Annotated in this window: 21 protein-coding genes; 12 read left to right on the top strand and 9 right to left on the bottom strand. The window is 70.4% G+C overall.

Features of this window, described 5'->3' with window-relative positions; all coding sequences use genetic code 11:
- The first annotated feature begins 34 nt into the window (after nt 1-34).
- Genes BM396_RS12875 through BM396_RS12845 form a run of 7 tightly spaced genes read left to right on the top strand, consistent with a single transcriptional unit; the run spans nt 35 to nt 5,525 of the window.
- Complete coding sequence (locus BM396_RS12875; RefSeq protein ID WP_043380837.1) at nt 35-562, top strand: DUF3280 domain-containing protein; 528 nt, start codon at nt 35-37, stop codon at nt 560-562.
- Nucleotides 563-589: 27 nt separating this feature from the next.
- Nucleotides 590-1,291, top strand: a complete 702-nt coding sequence (locus BM396_RS12870; RefSeq protein WP_051975972.1) for a (5-formylfuran-3-yl)methyl phosphate synthase — start codon at nt 590-592, stop codon at nt 1,289-1,291.
- The gene (locus BM396_RS12865; RefSeq protein ID WP_043355760.1) at nt 1,288-1,863 is read left to right on the top strand and encodes an amino acid kinase family protein; all 576 of its coding nucleotides are present in this window, start codon (nt 1,288-1,290) and stop codon (nt 1,861-1,863) included. The genes BM396_RS12870 and BM396_RS12865 overlap by 4 nt, the downstream gene beginning before the upstream one ends.
- Nucleotides 1,860-3,422, top strand: a complete 1,563-nt coding sequence (locus BM396_RS12860; RefSeq protein WP_043380729.1) for a DUF6513 domain-containing protein — start codon at nt 1,860-1,862, stop codon at nt 3,420-3,422. The genes BM396_RS12865 and BM396_RS12860 overlap by 4 nt, the downstream gene beginning before the upstream one ends.
- Nucleotides 3,423-3,426: 4 nt before the next feature.
- Nucleotides 3,427-4,017 carry a DUF447 domain-containing protein gene (locus BM396_RS12855; protein WP_043380732.1) on the top strand — a complete coding sequence of 197 codons (591 nt, stop codon included), beginning with the start codon at nt 3,427-3,429 and terminating at the stop codon, nt 4,015-4,017.
- Between the two features lie 21 nt (nt 4,018-4,038).
- Nucleotides 4,039-4,572 carry an SRPBCC family protein gene (locus BM396_RS12850; protein ID WP_043380734.1) on the top strand — a complete coding sequence of 178 codons (534 nt, stop codon included), beginning with the start codon at nt 4,039-4,041 and terminating at the stop codon, nt 4,570-4,572.
- The gene (locus BM396_RS12845) at nt 4,569-5,525 is read left to right on the top strand and encodes a YncE family protein (protein WP_043380736.1); all 957 of its coding nucleotides are present in this window, start codon (nt 4,569-4,571) and stop codon (nt 5,523-5,525) included. Before BM396_RS12850 ends, BM396_RS12845 begins: the two co-directional genes overlap by 4 nt.
- Before the next feature lie 3 nt (nt 5,526-5,528).
- Here BM396_RS12845 and BM396_RS12840 read toward each other — a convergent pair whose 3' ends face one another.
- From BM396_RS12840 to BM396_RS12805, 8 genes are all read right to left on the bottom strand, one after another.
- On the bottom strand, nt 5,529-5,729 hold the full coding sequence (locus BM396_RS12840; protein ID WP_043347054.1) for a hypothetical protein: 201 nt from the start codon (nt 5,727-5,729) through the stop codon (nt 5,529-5,531).
- Between the two features lie 74 nt (nt 5,730-5,803).
- Nucleotides 5,804-6,979 (bottom strand): alpha/beta hydrolase, encoded by a 1,176-nt coding sequence (locus BM396_RS12835; protein WP_043380739.1) that lies wholly within the window; start codon nt 6,977-6,979, stop codon nt 5,804-5,806.
- A gap of 116 nt (nt 6,980-7,095) precedes the next feature.
- Nucleotides 7,096-7,296, bottom strand: coding sequence for a hypothetical protein (locus tag BM396_RS12830; RefSeq protein WP_043347064.1), 201 nt, complete (start codon nt 7,294-7,296; stop codon nt 7,096-7,098).
- Between the two features lie 77 nt (nt 7,297-7,373).
- A complete protein-coding gene (locus BM396_RS12825; RefSeq protein ID WP_043347066.1) occupies nt 7,374-7,829 on the bottom strand; it encodes a response regulator in 456 nt (151 codons plus the stop codon).
- A 189-nt stretch (nt 7,830-8,018) separates the two neighbouring features.
- On the bottom strand, nt 8,019-8,891 hold the full coding sequence (locus BM396_RS12820) for a dienelactone hydrolase family protein (protein WP_043380741.1): 873 nt from the start codon (nt 8,889-8,891) through the stop codon (nt 8,019-8,021).
- Nucleotides 8,892-8,972: 81 nt separating this feature from the next.
- Nucleotides 8,973-9,377: a hypothetical protein gene (locus BM396_RS12815; protein ID WP_043380744.1), complete on the bottom strand. Its 405-nt coding sequence runs from the start codon at nt 9,375-9,377 to the stop codon at nt 8,973-8,975.
- Between the two features lie 118 nt (nt 9,378-9,495).
- Nucleotides 9,496-9,990 (bottom strand): DUF192 domain-containing protein, encoded by a 495-nt coding sequence (locus BM396_RS12810; protein WP_043380746.1) that lies wholly within the window; start codon nt 9,988-9,990, stop codon nt 9,496-9,498.
- A gap of 148 nt (nt 9,991-10,138) precedes the next feature.
- On the bottom strand, nt 10,139-10,744 hold the full coding sequence (locus BM396_RS12805) for a cold-shock protein (protein WP_043380748.1): 606 nt from the start codon (nt 10,742-10,744) through the stop codon (nt 10,139-10,141).
- A 353-nt stretch (nt 10,745-11,097) separates the two neighbouring features.
- Here BM396_RS12805 and BM396_RS12800 point away from each other — a divergent pair, with 353 nt between their 5' ends.
- Nucleotides 11,098-12,105: a heparan-alpha-glucosaminide N-acetyltransferase gene (locus BM396_RS12800; RefSeq protein ID WP_043380751.1), complete on the top strand. Its 1,008-nt coding sequence runs from the start codon at nt 11,098-11,100 to the stop codon at nt 12,103-12,105.
- Between the two features lie 45 nt (nt 12,106-12,150).
- On the opposite strand, the gene efp is transcribed toward BM396_RS12800, so the two are convergent.
- Nucleotides 12,151-12,774, bottom strand: coding sequence for an elongation factor P (gene efp, locus BM396_RS12795; protein ID WP_197739341.1), 624 nt, complete (start codon nt 12,772-12,774; stop codon nt 12,151-12,153).
- 198 nt (nt 12,775-12,972) lie between these two features.
- Between efp and epmA the strand changes: the two genes are divergently transcribed.
- The 4 genes from epmA (at nt 12,973) to BM396_RS12775 (ending at nt 16,437) form a co-directional block, all read left to right on the top strand.
- On the top strand, nt 12,973-14,028 hold the full coding sequence (gene epmA, locus BM396_RS12790) for an EF-P lysine aminoacylase EpmA (protein WP_043380753.1): 1,056 nt from the start codon (nt 12,973-12,975) through the stop codon (nt 14,026-14,028).
- Complete coding sequence (locus BM396_RS12785) at nt 14,025-15,068, top strand: lysine-2,3-aminomutase-like protein (protein WP_043380755.1); 1,044 nt, start codon at nt 14,025-14,027, stop codon at nt 15,066-15,068. The genes epmA and BM396_RS12785 overlap by 4 nt, the downstream gene beginning before the upstream one ends.
- A gap of 16 nt (nt 15,069-15,084) precedes the next feature.
- On the top strand, nt 15,085-15,696 hold the full coding sequence (locus tag BM396_RS12780; RefSeq protein ID WP_043380758.1) for a glutathione S-transferase family protein: 612 nt from the start codon (nt 15,085-15,087) through the stop codon (nt 15,694-15,696).
- 90 nt (nt 15,697-15,786) lie between these two features.
- Nucleotides 15,787-16,437 carry an RraA family protein gene (locus BM396_RS12775; protein WP_043380761.1) on the top strand — a complete coding sequence of 217 codons (651 nt, stop codon included), beginning with the start codon at nt 15,787-15,789 and terminating at the stop codon, nt 16,435-16,437.
- Nucleotides 16,438-16,440 lie beyond the last annotated feature (3 nt).

Genomic DNA, 16,440 nt, shown 5'->3' with positions numbered 1-16,440 from the left:
GGCGGCCGAACGCCTCGAGAGGAAGCTCCCGCCGATGCGCCTGACGTCTCTCCGCGCCGCGATTGCCTGCAGTTTCGTGGCGCTCTCGGCCGCCCTGCCCGGCGCGGCCAGCGCCGCCGAGAAGGCGGCCGTGTTTCCGGTTGAACTCTTCGATCCCGGCGCCTCCTATGGAACCCGGACGCGGCCGGTCGATGCGCGAAAACTCACCCTCGTCACGGACGAATTGCGCAACGCCCTCCGTGACAGGGCCGGGCTGGAGATCGTCGATACCGCATCCAAGGCCGACGTCGTCGCCAAGGAGGGGCCGCTCTACAAATGCAACGGCTGCGCGGCGGACATCGCCAAGAGCCTGGGTGCGGACCTCGTCGTGACCGGTTATGTGGAGAAGGGGTCCGGTCAGATCTTCAACCTGAGCGTCACGATCGCCGAGGCCGATACCGGCAAGGCGGTGCGCGGCGGCCAGGTGACGATCCGCGCCGACACCGACGATACCTGGGCGCACGCGATGCGCTGGGTGGTGAAGAACCGCCTGCTCGCCGAGCCGCTGCCCGGGAAGTCCTGAGACGGTCCGTTCAAGTCCGAGTGTTTCGTGCCCACGTCTTCAACCCAGCAAGATCCTCTGCTCCGGCTCCTCGTCAGCGTCCGCGATCCGGCTGAGGCCGAGGCCGCTCGCCTTGCGGGTGCCGACCTGATCGATGCCAAGGATCCGGAGCGCGGGGCGCTCGGCGCCCTGGACGACGGGATCGTGCGGGAGATCGTCGCCCGCGTGTCCGGCGGCGCCGCGACGAGTGCGGTGGCCGATCCCGCGGTCCGATCCGTGGCCGCCCTGGCGCGGACCGGCGTCGACTGGGTGAAGGTGGGCCTCACGCCAGCCCTGCTCCGGGATCCGTCGGCCCTTGTTGACCTTGTCGCGGCGGCACCGCGGCGGCTCATCGCCGTGCTCTTCGCCGAGGACGGCACGACGGCCCCGCATGTGCCCGCACTCGCAGCCGCCGGCTTCGCGGGCGCCATGGTCGATACCGCAGGGAAGACCGGCGCCCGCCTGCCCGATCTCGCCGCTCCCGCGGATCTCTCGGCCTTCACCGCCGCCTGCCGGGGGCACGGCCTGATGAGTGGCCTCGCCGGGTCGCTTCGAGTGATCGACATCCCGGTTCTGTGCGCATACCGGCCGGATTATCTCGGCTTCCGCGGCGGCCTGTGCCGGGACTTCGACCGCCGCAACGGCATCGATCCCCTGCGCGTGGCCGAGGCGCTGCGCGCCCTCCGGCCGAGCCGGCAGGACGCGGCGTGACCACCGTCATCAAGATCGGCGGCAGCCTCGAAGCGGATCCGCATCGCCGCCGCGCCTTGCTGACGGCGATCGGCGACGGGGCGCACGGGCGCTGCATCGTGGTCCCGGGCGGCGGCGCCTTCGCCGACGCCGTCCGGGCCGCGCAGGCACGGGAGCGGTTCGGCGATGCCGAGGCCCATCGCCGGGCCCTCGATGCCATGAGCGACGCGGCCGGAATCTTCCGCGGGATCGAGCCGCGTCTGGCGCAGAGCCTGGAGCCCTGGGCGGAGACCGCGCCCGCCCGGATTCGGGTTTGGAATCCGCGCGGCCTGCGCGGCGGCCATCCGGACATTCCGGAAACCTGGGACGTGACCTCGGACAGCCTCGCCCTCTGGCTCGCGACGCGGATCCGGGCCGAGCGCTGCGTCCTGGTGAAATCCATCGATGTACCGCAGGGCCGGGATCCCGTCGCGCTGGCGCAGGAGGGGATCGTGGATGGCGCCTTCCCGGGCTTCGCAGCCAAGTTCGAGGGGGCGATCGAGATCTGGGGCCCGCAGTGCCGCGTTGCGGTCGAGACGAGGACCGCCGCGTGAGCACCCCCGAGCACATCGTCTTCGTCACCGGCCGTCTGGCCCGGGCGCGGCTCGAGAAGGTCGCGGCGGGGCTGCCGGAGAATCTACACTGGAGCATCGCGGATGCCGGCGTGAAGGTCGCGGCGCTGATGACCGAGGAGATCATCCGCCGACGGATCGTCCTCCCCGAGGGCGCCACCCGGATCATCCTTCCGGGCCGGTGCCGGGCCAACCCGGAGCATCTCGCCGCCCATTTCGGTGTGCCCGTGGAGCGGGGACCCGACGAGGTGGTCGACCTGCCGGCCTGGCTCGGCCTGACCGCGCGCAAGGTCGATCTGTCCCGGCACGACCTCCGGATCTTCTCGGAGATCGTGGATGCGTCGAAGATGAGTGTCGCGCAGATCGTCGCCAAGGGCCTCGATCTCGCCCAGCGCGGCTCGGACGTCATCGATCTCGGCGGCTTGCCCGACACCCCGTTTCCGCATCTCGAGGAGTCCGTCCAGGCCCTCAAAGGCGCAGGCCTGAAGGTCAGCGTCGATTCCTTCTCCCGCGAGGAACTGGTCCGGGGCGCCGGGGCCGGCGCCGACTTCCTGCTGAGCCTGAACGAGGAGACTCTCGATCTCGCCTTCGAGACCGACGCGGTGCCGATCCTCGTGCCCCTGCGGCCGGACGACCTGCCCTCCCTGGATCGCGCGATCGAGCGCATGCTGAAGGCGGGACGCCCCTTCCTCGCCGATCCGATCCTGGAGCCGATCCATCACGGCTTCGTCGATTCGATCGCGCGCTACCGCGACACCCGCGCCCGCTGGCCCGAGATCAACATGATGATGGGCACCGGCAATCTCACCGAGCTGACCGAGGCCGATTCCCTCGGCGTCACCGCGCTGCTCGTCGGCATGTGCTCGGAACTGTCGATCGGCAATGTGCTGATCGTGCAGGTCTCCAACCACACCCGCCGCACCGTCGAGGAGCACGACGCCGCCCGACGGGTCATGTACGCGGCCAAGGCCGATTCCGCGCTGCCCAAGGGATACGGTCGGGCGCTGCTTGCCCTCCACGACAAGCGCCCGTTCGTGCAGACGGCCGACGAGATCGCCCAGGCCGCCGCGGAGGTGCGCGACCCGAATTACCGGATCGTGACCGCCGAAGACGGGATCCACCTTTACAATCGCGACATTCACAGGGTCGGCACCGACGCGATGGCCTTCTTCCCCGAACTCGATGTCGCGAGCGACGGCGCCCACGCCTTCTATCTCGGCGCCGAACTGGCCAAGGCGGAGACGGCGTGGCGGCTCGGCAAGCGCTACGTCCAGGACGAAGCGCTCGACTGGGGCTGCGCCGCGGACGCCGACATCGAGGATGCCACCGCCTTCAAGAAGGCCGGCCATACCCGGCATTCGGGACCCGATGCGCCGCCACCGGGGACACGCGATGCCCGGCTGACCGGGCCCGAGGCCGGCGCAACGCCGCCCGAGACCATTCCCGAAGCCCAGGTGCGGGCCGAGGCCGCGCCCGAGCGTCCGCAGGACCCGCCGACGAAGCTGGTCTGCGGGCGCCTCGTCCCCGCCGACAAGGCGTGAGGCCATGCCGCTGATCCTCGAGACCATCGTCACGACCCTGTCCCCGGCGGGCGAACTGCACCTCGTTCCGTTCGGACTGATCGGCGAGGATGACGGCTACGTCCTCGCGCCGTTCCGGCCGTCGCCGACCATCGCCAATCTGGAGGCTAACCCCTGCTTCGCGGCCTCGAGCCCCCGCGACATCCGGGTGATCGCCGGCGCGGTGACCGGCCGACGCGAATGGCCGACGCTGCCCTGCACGGCAATCGAGGGCCGCCGCCTCGCCGACAGTTTCGGCCACGCGGAGTTCGCCGTCGCCGCCGTCGAGGCCCACGAGACGCGGCCGCGCTTCCGCGGCCGCATGGTCCACAGCGCCGCGCACGCGCCGTTCATCGGCTATAACCGCGCGCAGGCCGCCGTCCTCGAAGGCGCCATTCTTTCGACCCGGCTCCACATGTTGGAGCCCGATAAGGTGTTGACGGAGATGGCCTACCTCGCCATCGCCATCGGCAAGACCGCTGGACCGCGCGAGCGCGAGGCCTGGGGTTGGATCGAGGACAAGGTCGCGGCGGCGCTCGGCCCCGAGGCGCGCGTTCTCGATCGCGACGACCGCTGAGGGCGGGAGGAGAAGGACAAGATGAAGAAAATCACCCTGGCCCTGGCGGCCACGGCAGCCCTAGTGGCGGCTACCGCGCAGGCCCACGGCCCAACCCGGCGCAAGATCACCGAGTCGATCGAGATCAACGCCCCCGCCGACAAGGTCTGGGCCGTGCTCGGCGATATGAAGAATTCCGACTGGATGCAGAACGTCACCAAGACGGAGCTCAACGGCGATCCGGCCGGCAAGTTCAAGCGAGTCCTGACCCTGAAGAACGGCGATCAGATCCAGGAGACCAGCAACAAGTACAAGCCCGATGACAAGCTGTTCTCCTATTACATCGACAAGGTCGACGTGAAGGATCTTCCGGCGAACGACTACTCGGCGACGATCACGGTCGAGCCCGAGGGCAATGCCAAGTCGAAGGTCGAGTGGAAGGCGGCCTTCTATCGCGGCTACATGAACAACGATCCGCCGCCGGATCTGAACGACGAGGCTTCCGAGAAGGGCGTCGGCGACTGGATCAAGGCGAGCCTCGCCAACCTGAAGGCCAAGGTCGAGAAGGGCTCGTGAGCCTGTCTCGGGGCCGCGCGGCCCTCGCCGCCGGCCTCGTTCTCATCGCAACCGCCTCCCGAGCCGAACCGGCCCGGGAGGCCATCGTCACCGCGCAGCTCGGCGGCGCGGTCGAGATCGTCGATCTGGCCACCCGGACGGTGGTGCGCCGCATCCCCGTCGACGGGGCCCCGGCCGGGATCGCCCTGTCGCCCGATCGCCGGCGCGCCTACGTCACGCGTCCGGAGGGGCACGGTCTCGCGATCCTCGATCTCGATGCCGGCCGCGTCCTCGCCGAGGTGCCGCTGCCCGGCGGGCCGCTCGGCGTCGCGGCCGACCCGCGGGGCGGCACCGTCTACGTGGCCGACTGGTACGGGCACCGTCTGTTCGTGCTGACCGAGCGCGACGGTACGCTGGTCCCGGACGGCGAGATCGCGGTCGGCGCCTCGCCCTCGGGGATCGCCGTCAGCCCCGATGGCGGGACGCTCTATGTCGCCAACCGCGAGGCCGACACGGTCTCCGTCGTGGATACAGCGACCCGACGGGAGAGCTCCGTCATTCCCGTGGGGCAGCATCCGTTCGGCATCACCCTCGATGCCGCGGCCGGGCGCGCCTACACGGCCAATGTCACCGGGGACGATGTTTCGGTTCTGGATTTGAAGACCGGGCGCGAGATCGGCCGCGTGCCGACCGGCCGCCGGCCTTACGTGATCGCCCTCGCCGGCGGGCGCGGCTTCGTCACCGACCAATATGCCGGCAGCGTCACGGCGTTCGACCTCGCCACGCTGAAGCCGATCGCCGACGTCGATGTCGGCGATCATCCGGAAGGGATCGCCGCGGATTCGGACGGCCGCCTCTACGTGGCCAATTGGGGCGACAACACCCTGAGCGTCCTCGATTCCAAGACGCTCAAGGTGCTGGCGACCATCCCCACCGGCAACGGCCCGCGCTCGTTCGGCGCCTTCCTGCGCTGAGGCTCAGCCCGTGCGGCGGTGCGGCGCCCGGCGGTAGGCCGCCCGGGCCATCACCAGCGCGCCGCCGATTTGCAGGAGGCCGGTCTCGCCGAGATCCGAGGGCGCGAAATGCGCCTGGATCAGCAGCCGCGTCAGCGCATTCAGCGCGAGCAATGTCAGGCAGAAGGCTGCAGCGGCCAGCAGGCTGGCGACGAACTCGGGCATGATCGCGCTCCCGTGTCGAACGGGAGGAGATTAGCAAGCCCCGCGCCAGGGCCAAGCTGTCGGAACCGCCGATCTCAGCGCTTGCGGCCTGCGGGCGCGGATGCCGGCGTCCCCGCCTGCGCGGCCGGCGTGGGCCGGGGCGTCTCGACGGCGAGCCGCTTCACCGGCCAGCCGTCGCTCCAGCGCTCCATGTCGGCCAGGCGTGGATTGTTCTTCAGCGCCGTCGCATCCGACCCGGCGAAGGCCGCGGCGGCGGCGAGGTCGAAGGTCTTCCAGAAACCGAGATAGTCCAGGGCATCGACCCGGGCGAGATTGATCTGCGAGACCAGCGTCTGCTGCTCGCCGGTCAAGGCCATGTCGGCGGACCAGCGGAACGGCGTCGGCTTGGTCGACTCCTTCGGCGCATCCTTGGGCTCCGGCGCGGGCTTGATGTTGCCCCCGTCATAGGCGCTGTCGACGCCCGCAGGGGCGGCCAGCGTCGCCGTAAGGGCCGGGAAGCCATGATCGTCCGAAAGGACCCGCACGAACAACTTGCGGTCCAGCGGCACGCCGCTGGCCTCGCGCAGGAGACGCTTCGCCGCGAGGTCGGCAGCCCGCGTGTCCTTGTCGCCGACCATGGCCACGAGGAGCGTGGATGGGTCGATCGCCGCCAGGTCGGTCAGCGCGATACCTCTGGATTTCGGCCCGCTGGCGATACCGCCGGGCGTCGCCGCAAAGATCAGCTTCGGAACCGGTAGGCCCTGCGCCTTCGCGGCCGCTGCGAGATCCATGGCGAGCGGCGCGCCGGCGAGATGGCCGATCATCGCGACGCGGCCGAGATCGGGCTTGGCCTCGCTCTCCGTCGCAAGTTCGGCAAGCGCGGCCTTGACCAAGCCTTCCGCGATGGCCGGGGCATCGGCCGGTCGCGTCCGGTTGACCTCCTGAAACCGGGGGAACAGGACGAGCCAGCCCTGGCGGGCGAGATGGTCGATCCAGCCGCCATAGCTCTGCGGATTGACCGCCCCCCAGCCGTGCAGGACGATGGCGACGGGCCGTCCCGCATCCGGCGCAGCGCCCGCTGCGTAGAACGCAAAGGTGGAGGCCGTGCCGCGCCCGAGCAGCCGCTTGGTGATCATGGCCTTGCGGTCACCCGCACCCCCCGCCCCATCGGCAGGCTGGGCGGGCGGCGTCGCCGCCTGGACGGATACGAGGCCGGCCAGGGTCATGATCGCGGCGGCAGTCAGCGATCCGCGAAGAACTGTGAGACGCATCAGGGACTCGACTGAGAGACGCTTGGCGTCGGCAGGTCAGAATGCGCTGAATAGCAGATTCTCTCGCCTTGGCGACTCATCGCCTCAGTCTTCCGCCAAGCTTCGGCGGTCGAGCCTCAGGACAGCATGCACCGCGTCATATCCGGACGGTCGAGCCGCCGCACAATCGCTGCCATCTCCGCCGGAATGTCGTGCTCCGCTGCGCCGTAGACGCTGAGCAGCCCCTCGCGGACCGTATCGAGAAGGACGGACTCGACCGTATCCCGGGCGCCGGGCCGGCGCAGGGAATCGGCGTGGTTGATTGCAACGATCTTCATGGCGGTGCCGCGGGTCAAGTGTACTGCGCACGTCCGGGGGCTGCTGCTCCGGAGTGGCGTACAACTGTGTGGCCGCCTCAGGTTTCCAGGCCGGTGGGGATTATTTTGCCGCCCGGTCCGATAACGGACGGTCCGGGCTCGGTGGACGGCCGGCCGGCGGCCTGCTCCACCCAGGCGAGGATGTCTTCGGCGCGCCAGGGCTTCGGGATGAACGTCGCCGAGACGCGCAGGTCGCTCGGCTGGTCGCCGGCATCACCGGAGGTGAGGAGGACCCGCACGCGCGGCCAGGTCACGCCGATGATCCGCGCTAGTTCGAAACCGCCGATCGGCCCGGGGGTCCGAACGTCCGAGAACACCACGCTGACCTCGTCCGCGCGATCATTGAGAATGGCCAGGGCGCGATCGGCGGTCTCGGCTTCGATGACCGTGAAGCCCGTATCCTCCAGCAGCGTGGCCGCGAGGAAGCGCTCGTCGGGCTGGTCTTCCACGACGAGGATCACGGGCTTCTGGCCAGGCTGTACCGATTCGCTCATGGGCCAGGACACTCTACAGGGGCTGAACGGCGGTCGCTTCGATCGGTTCAACGCCCGAACGCCGCGAAGGGCCACACCCGCGCGGGCACAGATCCTCCTTTGATCCTTGCACAATTGAGAAATTGAGGCCGTGTCTTGGGCAACACAGCCAACGCAGAACGCGTTCGCTCGACCGTCGATGACGTCTTTTCAGCCGACACCGTGTGACTTCAGGAAAGCCAAAGCGCGTGTCCAGCCATCCTCGGCAGCCTCACGCCGGTAGCTCGGACGGTAATCCGCGTGGAAGCCGTGCGGCGCATCCGGATAAACCACGATCTCGACGCTCTTGCCCGCCGCCAGAGCACGATCGTGCGCCTCTTCCACGGCCTTTACCGGGATACCGGTATCGGCTCCCCCATACAGGCCGAGCAGCGGAGCGTGGATCTCGGCGGCCACGTCGCCGGCGGTGCGCGGCTGAATGTCGGTGCGTTCGCCGCCGACAGGCCCGTACCAAGCGACCGCCGCCTTCAGGTCGCGACGATGCGCCGCGTACAGCCAGACGTCACGTCCACCCCGGCACCAGCCCATGACGCCGAGCCGGTTCGGATCACCCTTCGCCGCCGAAGCCGCCCAGGCGGCCGCCGCATCGAGGTCGCCGATCCACTGCGCGTCCGGCGTCTTCGCGATGACGTCCCGGATGATCTGCTTGGGATCCGACATGGTCGAGAGATCGCCCTGGCGGGCGTAGAGTTCGGGCGCCACCGCGCAGTAGCCGGCCTTCGCGAGCCGGCGGCAGATGTCCTTGATATAATCGTGGACGCCGAAGATTTCCTCGATCACCAGAACGATCGGGAAGGGGCCGGTGCCCTCCGGAACCGCCCGATAGGCCGGCATCGGCCCGTCTGCGGCCGGGATCTTGACCTCGCCGGCCTCGATGCCGGTCGGGTCCGTGTGGATCACCTGAGCTTCCACGCGGGTGGTCGCGAGGGTCAAGCCACTCATCAGGCTCGTCATCACGAAGCCTCGCCGGGACAAGGGCGGCGTGATCAGCCCGTCGAGTCCAGCCCGGTCGTGATCCGCCATGATGCTCTCTCCCTTGCTTCAAGGATGAGGGCTATCCGCGTGCGGCGGCCCGGGTCAAATCTTCCGCCCGCCGCCGGACCGTCACGCCCCTGCGGCAGCCAGGGCCCGCGCCGGCCGGCGCACGGTCACCCGGACCGGTTCGGGCGTCTCGCGCGGCGTCAGCATCTCACCCAGGCTGACGAAGGTGTCGGCGGCCGGTGCGACCACCGCGCGGATGCCGTAGCCCAGTGCGAAGGACCGGATCAGCTCGGCGTCGCGCGCAATGCCGAAGCGGTCGAGGGCCGCCAGGAAGGCTTCCCGGAACAGGCTCGGCCGGCACCAGCGCTTCTCGGCCATCTGCAGCGGCCAGTCCCACAAGCCCTCGGCCCGGCGCATGGCCAGGGCGCCGCGCGCGATGAAATAGCCGGTCTCCCGGTGCTCGATCCCGTCCGTCTGGACCGACCAGTCGTCATTGCCGAACAGTTCGGCCGCGGCTGCGTTGCCCATCGGGTCCTCCGCCCTGAACCTGCCTTCCGGCGCACCGGAACATTGCCGGAACACTGGCGCGGAATTCGGCGGCGGTCAAGGCACTTGTTCCCGGTGCGTTCGCGGGCCGGGATGGACGTCAGCGGGCCTTGAACATGGCGTGCTCGATCCGGTCGCCCGGCGCGATCCCGAGCTTCGCCGCGGTTCCCGCATTCAGTTCCAGGACCGCGAGGACGGGGCCGCCCGAGGCGATGATCGCAGTGGAGAGCGGCTCGGTATCGGCCGCGATCCGGCTGATCGTCCCGTCGGCGCGGATGAAGACCATGTCGAGAGGCAGATAGGTGTTCTTCATCCACATGGTGACGGGCTGGTCCTGCTCGAAATCGAACAGCATGCCGTGGTCCCCCGCCATGTGCCGACGGAACATCAGGCCCCGGGCGCGGGCGGCGTCGTCGCGCATCACCTCGACGTCGAAGCGCTTGGGTCCGGACTTCGTCATGATCGTCAGCGGCTCCGACTTGACCGCAGCGGCGCGCGCCGCAGCCTGCGCCCGGGCCGCCGGGGCCGGGCCGACCGCGCTCACGGCGAGACAGGCTAGTGCGGCCGCCGAGGCGGCGCGGAATATAAATCTCACAGGCTCAAGCCTCTCGAGGAATGGCGCGCGGGCCCGCGCGCCCGTCGCCGGTGTTAGACCAGGATGTGCGACAGGGGAATCCGGCGCCGGATTTCCGCCGATTCGCCAAGCCTATGGCGCAGGCTGCGCGCTGCCGGGAGGGCGCAAACTAATGCGAGGCGGGCATCGCCCCGTCGATCAGCCGGACCTCGGCCGCCATGACGCCCTTCGAGCCGTCGCCATAGCGGACGAGAACGGACTCCCCGGGCTTCAGCTCGGCGATCCCGTAGCGCCGCAACGTCTCCATGTGCACGAAGATGTCAGGCGTTCCGTCGCCCCGCGTGAGGAAGCCGAACCCGCGCAGGCGGTTGAACCACTTCACGACGGCCGTTTCCAATCCGCTGGTCGGCGTCACGGTAACGTGGGTGCGTGGCATGGGCATCTCGGACGGATGCACCGCCGTGGCCTGATCGAGGGAGATCACCCGGAACGCCTGCCAGCCCCGTGGGCGCTCGACGGCTTCCACGACGATGCGTGCGCCCTCGCTCGCGGCCTGATACCCGTCGCGACGCAGACAGGTCACGTGCAGCAGGATGTCCGGCGCGCCGTCGTCGGGCACGATGAAGCCGAAGCCCTTCGAGACGTCGAACCACTTGATGCGCCCCGCCACCTCGACGAGATCGAGAGCCTCGTCCTCGTACTGACCCTGTTCGCCGGTTCGGGCGGCCGGCAACCGTTCGGGGTTCTCCGGCCCGGATCCGCGTTCGTCAGACATGGCCGAGCAACCTACACCGAATCACGCCGCGCGCTCTCCCGGCAAGATTAACGAAGTCCTGATGGCCGGGAAGCCCATTTGGCCGCCTGATGAGCCCCGCGAAGTTGCAATCTTGGCGCACGGAGGCGGGGCCGCAACAGTCGATCGGTCGCAGTTACCGGGGAAACCGGGGTTTAAGCGCCGGGGCCGCCGAAGGGTTTTTCCGATCCCCCGCTGCGGACCGCCGCCGCGCATTCGTAAGCCCACCGCCTTCACGTTTCCGAGAGCCTTCGCGCCAGCGTCACGATGGGCCGAGGCGCCCCGAGCCGGTTCCGGTGGAAAGGGCGGCGCCGACATGGTTTGGGAGCACCATCATGTCCGTTGACGTCACCCTCGACCGCCCCGTCTCCGCGTCACCGGCTGCGCAGCGCCGATGGCCGGTCATCGACGCCGCCCGGGCCGTAGCCCTGGTGGCGATGGCGAGCTACCACACGGTCTGGGATCTCGGCCATCTGCGGCTGACGGCGGAGAATTACGCGCTGACCCCGTTGGGCCGGCACGCCGCCGAGGCGATCGCCGGCAGCTTCCTGCTTCTGGTCGGCGTCGGGCTGGTGCTGATGAACGGCCGGGGCGTCCGGGTCCGGCCGACCCTGCTGCGGTTTGCGCGGATCGGCGGGGCGGCGCTGCTCGTGACCCTCGGCACCTGGGTCATGTTCCCGGACGCCTTCGTGTTCTTCGGCGTGCTCCACTGCATCGCCGTCTCGAGCCTGCTCGGGCTGCCGTTCCTGTTCCTGCCGGTGCCCGTCACGGCCGTTGCGGCCGCCGCTTTCCTCGCCACACCGCATGTCGTGCGCGCGCCCATCTTCGACGCTGCGGCCCTGTCCTTTCTCGGCCTGGGCTCGGTCGTGCCGCGGACGAACGATTACGTGCCGCTCTTCCCCTGGTTCGGGCTGGTTCTGGCCGGGATCGTCCTGGGTCGTCTGGCGCTGCCGAAGCTTGCCCGTTCGCGCCTCCGGGCCTGGGCTCCACGCACGCGCCTGGGGCGCGCCGCCACCTTCGCGGGCCGCCACAGCCTCGCGATCTACCTCATCCACCAGCCCGTCCTGCTGGCCCTGCTGACCGGTGTCGTCACGGTGATCGGCGCCAATCCACGCGCCGGGCTGCGGGCGTTCCGCGCCGATTACGTGACGATCTGCACCCGCACGGGCGGCGAGCCGGCGCTCTGCCGCATCGCCGCGCGCTGCACGTCGGAGGCGCTGCTCCGCGAGGATCTGTTCCGGGAGGATGGGCGCCCCTTCAGCGGGACGGAGCGCCTGCGCGCGCAGGGGCTCTCGCAGGCCTGCTACGCCACCCTGGACGCGGCCGCGCGGGCCGCGCCTTGAGCCCGGCGCCGAACCGCCCGGGCCCGGCGACCGGCGAGGACCGGATCAGTCCTTGGCGCGCTCGACGTAGGAACCGTCGGCCGTCATGACGACGACGCGGGTTCCGGCCGCGATATGGGGCGGCACGGTCGTGCGCACGCCGTTCGACAGGGTCGCGGGCTTGTAGGACGAGGAGGCGGTCTGGCCCTTGAGGACCGGCTCGGTCTCGGCGACTTCCAGGGTCACGCGCTGCGGCAGCTCGATCGTCAGCGGGACGCCGTTATGGACCGAGAGCATCACCGCCATGCCCTCCTGGAGATACGGGGCGGCATCGCCCACCACGTCCTCCGGCACGGCGATCTGCTCGTAATTCTCGGGGTTCATGAAGTGGAACCCCTCTCCATCGCTGTACAGGAAGGTGTGCTCGCGATCCTCCACGAAGGCGCGCTCGACCTGCTCGGTCGTCCGGTAGCGCTCGGACACCTTCACGCCGTCCGTGATCCGGCGCATGTCGAGCTGGGTCACCGGCGTGCCCTTGCCGGGGTGGATGTTCTCGGCGAACAGGATCACGTAGAGCTTGCCATCCTTCTCGACGACATTGCCCTTACGGAGCGTTGAGGCGATCACCTTCACGGAATTGCGTCCTGCATTGACATGGGGGCCGGCACGCGCCAAGCGCGGGCGCTGCATCTCGGACCCCGCCACTATCGCATCTGCGCCGCGGTTGCCAGCGGGCGGGCGTGAACCGTCGATGGCACACAGCCTCGGCCGCGGCGCGTCTCCGCGGTCCGGAGCCAGTCAGGGCCGAGGATTGAGAGTGCTCGAGAACGCGACGCCGTACGGTCGGAGCCGGCCGGACTCGCTCCGTAGCGGACGCGGAGGCCGGTCGTGACGGGCGCGGCCTCCCCCTGGTGGTCAGCCGGCCGCCACGCCGACCGGCGCCCGGCGCTGCTCCTGCGCAACCGCATCCTCGCGGCGTTCCGCGCATGGTTCTCCGACCGCGACTTCATCGAGGCCGAGGCCGCCTGCCTCCAGGTCTCGCCCGGCAACGAAGCGCATCTGTCGGCCTTCGCCACGGAGGCGATCGGCGCCAGCGGTGCCCGCACGCCCCTCTACCTTCACACCTCACCGGAATTCGCCTGCAAGAAGCTTCTGGCCGCGGGCGAGACGCGGCTGTTCAGCGTCGCCCGCGTGTTCCGCAACCGCGAGCGCGGGCCCCTGCACCATCCCGAGTTCACCATGCTCGAGTGGTATCGGGCCGGCGCCGCCTACACGGCGCTGATGGCGGATTGCGCCGCGCTGCTCGCCTGCGCGGCCGAGACCGCGGGCGCCCGCCGTCTCGTCTTCCGCGGCCGGGAGACGGATCCCTTCGCGGAACCGGAGCGCCTGACCCTGGCGGAGGCCTTCGACCGCTTCGCCGGGATCGACCTCCTGTCCAGCGTCACGACGAGCGGTGCGACCGATCGGGATGCCCTGGCCGCCGCCGTCGCCGGGGCCGGGCTCCGGGTCGTCCCGGACGACACCTGGGCCGACCTGTTCTCCCGCGTCCTCGTCGCGCGGATCGAGCCGCATCTCGGCCTCGGCCGCCCGACTATCCTGTGCGAATACCCCATCAGCGAGGCCGCCCTCGCCCGTCCGGCGCCGCACGATCCGCGCGTGGCCGAGCGCTTCGAGCTCTACGCCTGCGGCGTCGAACTCGCCAACGCCTTCGGCGAGCTGACCGACCCGGAGGAGCAGCGCCGCCGGTTCGAGGCGGAGATGGCCGAGAAGCAGCGCGTCTACGGCGAGCGCTACCCGATCGACGACGACTTCCTCGCTGCGCTCGCCGTCATGCCGGAGGCGTCCGGGATCGCCCTGGGCTTCGACCGCTTGGCGATGCTGGCCTGCGGGGCAACCCGGATCGAGGACGTGATCTGGACACCCGTGGCGGAGACGCGGCCATGAACCAGGCCCTGCGCAGCGCGGACGACCTTCTCTCCGCCGGCCTGATCTCCGGGGCGGAGGCCGAAGCCCTCGGCGCCGTCCTCGCACGCTACGCCGTCTCGGTGACGCCCGACATGGCCGAACTGATCGACCCGCAGGATCCCGACGATCCGATCGGCCGCCAGTTCGTCCCCCGGGCCGAGGAGGCCGTGGCGACGCCGGAGGAGCGCGCCGACCCGATCGGCGACGCCGCCCACGCCCCCGTGACCGGGATCGTGCATCGCTATCCCGACCGCGTGCTGCTGAAGCCGCTCCATGTCTGCCCGGTCTATTGTCGCTTCTGCTTCCGCCGGGAGATGGTCGGACCCGACGGGCTCGGGACGCTCACCGACGCCGAGCTCGACACCGCCCTCGCTTACATCGCGCAGGATCCGCGGATCTGGGAGGTGGTGCTCACCGGCGGCGACCCGTTCGCGCTCTCGCCGCGCCGCCTCGGCGTCATCGCGGAGCGCCTCGCCGCCATCCCGCATGTCCGGGTGATGCGGGTCCATACCCGCGTGCCCGTGGTGAAACCCGATCTCGTCTCCGATGCGCTCGTCCAGGCGCTCAAGCGCTTCGGGCGGGCGGTCTTCGTCGCCATCCACGCCAACCATCCGCGGGAATTCACCGCCGCTGCCAGCGCCGCCTGCGCCCGGTTGGTCGATGCGGGCATCCCCCTGGTGAGCCAGTCGGTGCTCCTGCGCGGCGTCAACGACGAGGCCGCGACCCTCGAGGCGCTGATGCGAGTTCTCGTCGAGAACCGGATCAAGCCCTACTACCTCCATCATGGCGATCTGGCCCCCGGAACGGGCCATCTCCGCACGGGTGTACCCGAGGGGCAGGAGCTGATGCGCGCCCTGCGCGGCCGCCTCTCGGGCCTCGCCCAGCCGACCTATGTGCTCGACATTCCCGGCGGGCACGGCAAGGTGCCGATCGGCCCCGGCTACCTCCGCGAGACGGGGGACGGGGTCCGCGTGACCGATCCGAACGGGCAGGATCATGCCTACCCGCCCAAGGTGTGACGGAGACTCTTCGACCATGCGCAGGCTTTGGGGCCGCCTCACCTCGGTGAACGTGCAGAAGGCCGTATGGGGGCTCGACGAGGCCGGCCTGCCCTACGAGCGGGTCGCGGCCGGCGGTGCCCACGGGGTCGTCAACGATCCCGGCTACCGCACCTTGAACCCGAACGGTCTCGTCCCGACGCTGGAGGAGGACGGCTTTGTCCTCTGGGAATCCAACGCGATCCTGCGCTACCTCGCGGCGACCAGTCCGGCCCTGGCCTTGCCGGCGGATCCGCGGGCGCGCGCCCACGTGGAGCAATGGGTCGATTGGCAGGCCACGAGCTTCACGCCCGCCATGCGCGACGCGTTCTGGCAACTCTACCGGGCGGCCGAGCCCGACCGTGCCCTGATCGCCGCCTCGCTGGAGAAGAGCGAGGCCATGGCCGCGATCCTCGACCGCCATCTCGCGGAGCGGACCTACATGGTCGGCGAGGGCTTCAGCATCGCCGACATCGCCCTCGGCTGCGCGGCGCATCGCTGGCTGAACCTGCCGGCCGAGCGGATCGAGCGCCCGGCGCTGCACCGCTGGTACGAGCGGGTGGCCGCCCGGCCCGGCGCCGCCCGCGCCCTGGGCGAGCCCATCGCCTGACGGCCCCCTCGGACTTGCCGGCGCGCCGGCGCGATCCACCTTTCCCGACCGCGCCGCCCGGACCGGGGCCGGCCTTTCACGGAGCCCCCGATGGCCATCGATCCGACCCTGCGCGATGCGCTCTCCGCCGTCACCCCGGCGAGCCTCGCCCGCGCCTTGACGCGGGCCGGCGTGAAGGCCTTCACCCCGCACGGCCTCTCGGCGCGCGGCAGCGGCGCCGTCGTCGGCCCCGCCTACACGATGCGGATGATTCCAGCCCGTGACGATGCCGCCGGCGACCTCGCCGCCGCCATCGACGCAGTGCCGGACGGCGCGGTCGTGGTGATCGATGCCGCCGCGTCCGGCCTCGCCCTGCCGTTCGGGGCGATATTGGCCGCGCGGCTCGCCCAGCGGGGCGCCATCGGCCTCGTGACCGACGCGGCCCTGCCGGACGAGATCGGCATCCCGGCCTGGAGCCGGCCGGCAGCCGCCGGGGGCACCCTCGCCCTGGTCGGCACGCAGGAGCGGGTGGCCTGCGGAGGGGCGGCGATCCATCCGGGCGACATCCTCGTGTGCGAATCCACCGGAATCGTCGCCGTGCCGGCCGCGATCGCAGAGCGCGTCGCCCTCGAAGCCGTGGAGCAGCAGCGTCTCGATCTCTGGATCCAGCGCGAGGTGGAGCGGGGCGCCACGCTCGCGAGCCTGCTTCCGCCGGATGCCGCCGCCCTGGCCCGGTTCGAATCCGAGACGAAGCCGGCTTGAGAT

It is taken from the genome of Methylobacterium sp. UNCCL125 (genome assembly GCF_900116795.1).
Taxonomy (GTDB): Bacteria; Pseudomonadota; Alphaproteobacteria; order Rhizobiales; family Beijerinckiaceae; genus Methylobacterium; species Methylobacterium fujisawaense.
Note: the sequence above shows the minus strand (reverse complement) of the source record. Positions and strands in the feature narration are given on the sequence as shown.